The sequence below is a fragment of the Aeromicrobium phragmitis genome (assembly GCF_003674095.1).
Lineage (GTDB): Bacteria > Actinomycetota > Actinomycetes > Propionibacteriales > Nocardioidaceae > Aeromicrobium > Aeromicrobium phragmitis.
This window is the reverse complement of sequence record NZ_RDBF01000025.1, coordinates 1-1,263: the sequence shown is the minus strand read 5'-3', so window position 1 is coordinate 1,263 and position 1,263 is coordinate 1. Positions and strand designations below refer to the sequence as shown.

Sequence of the window (1,263 nt, the reverse complement as noted above, 5' to 3'; positions counted from 1 at the left end):
CGCTCGTTCTCGAGCTCGTTTGTCTTCGATGTTGCAGATCGCGAGCCACAGCAGCTTCACCACGGCGGCGTCGTTGGGGAAGGGGGCTGCTGCAGGGATCTGTGACATCTGAGATCGCTTGACCGGTGGTCAGGCTGGAAGGATGTTGTTGTGCCCAAGCCCTATCCCCGAGAGTTCCGTGAGGACGTTGTCACAGTGGCGCGGAATCGCGATAAGGACGTCACGCTGGCGCAGATCGCGTCTGACTTCGGGATCCATGAGATGACCTTGTCGAAGTGGCTGCGTCGAGCCGATGTGGAGGACGGCGTCAAGCCTGGGGTCACGAGCGATGAGGCTCGTGAGAACCGCGAGCTGAAACGCCGAGTTCGGCTGCTGGAGCAGGAGAACGAGGTCCTGCGCCGGGCTGCTGCCTATCTGTCCCAGGCTCAGCTGCCGGGAAAAGGCTCTACCCGCTCGTGAGAGAGCTCGCCGCGACCGGCGCCCAGATTCGGGTGCCGGTCACGGTGTCGTGCCGGGTGTTGAAGCTCCACCGCCAGCACTACTACGCCTGGCTCGCCAACCCGGTGACCGATGCTGAGTGGGCCGAGGCGCACCTGGCGAACGCGATCTTCGACGCGCACCGCGACGACCCGGAGTTCGGCTATCGGTTCTTGACCGATGAGGTCCGCGATGCCGGCTTCACCGTCTGCGAGCGGACGGTCTGGCGGGTCTGCGCCGAGAACGGCTGGTGGAGCGTGTTCGGTAAGCCCAAGAGCCGCAAACGCGGTAAGGTCGCCGCCCCCGCCCATGACGATCTCGTGCGCCGCCAGTTCCGCGCCGAGGCCCCGAACCGGATCTGGTTGACCGATCTGACCGAACACCGCACCCGCGAGGGCAAGGTCTATCTCTGCGCGATCAAGGACGTCTGGTCCAACCGGATCGTGGGATACTCCATCAGCGACCGGATGGAGTCGGTGATCGTCGTCGATGCGCTCGAATCGGCGGTCGCTCGCAGGGCCGGTGACGTGAGCGGCTGCGTGCTGCATTCAGACCGCGGAGGCCAATTTCACAGCCGGAAACTGCAGCAGGCGCTGTTCGGGCATCGGATGCTCGGCTCGATGGGCCAGGTCGGTTCAGCAGGCGACAACGCCGCCATGGAGAGCTTCTTCAGCCTGTTACAGCGCAACGTCCTGGACCGTCAGCGATTCAGGCCAGGTGGCCTCGATCGCTTCGGGGAATCCGGTGAGCCCGTCGCAGCAGACGATCAGCACGTCGCGGATGCCG

The 1,263-nt window shown here is 64.8% G+C and carries 1 protein-coding gene and 1 pseudogene; both read left to right on the top strand.

The window, feature by feature from the left end; genetic code table 11:
- Window positions 1-150 precede the first annotated feature (150 nt).
- Complete coding sequence (locus D9V41_RS18350) at window positions 151-459, top strand: transposase (RefSeq protein ID WP_121795602.1); 309 nt, start codon at window positions 151-153, stop codon at window positions 457-459.
- Window positions 456-1,130, top strand: a pseudogene (locus D9V41_RS17620) (IS3 family transposase); the annotation flags it as partial. The gene D9V41_RS18350 and the pseudogene D9V41_RS17620, both read left to right, overlap by 4 nt.
- Window positions 1,131-1,263 lie beyond the last annotated feature (133 nt).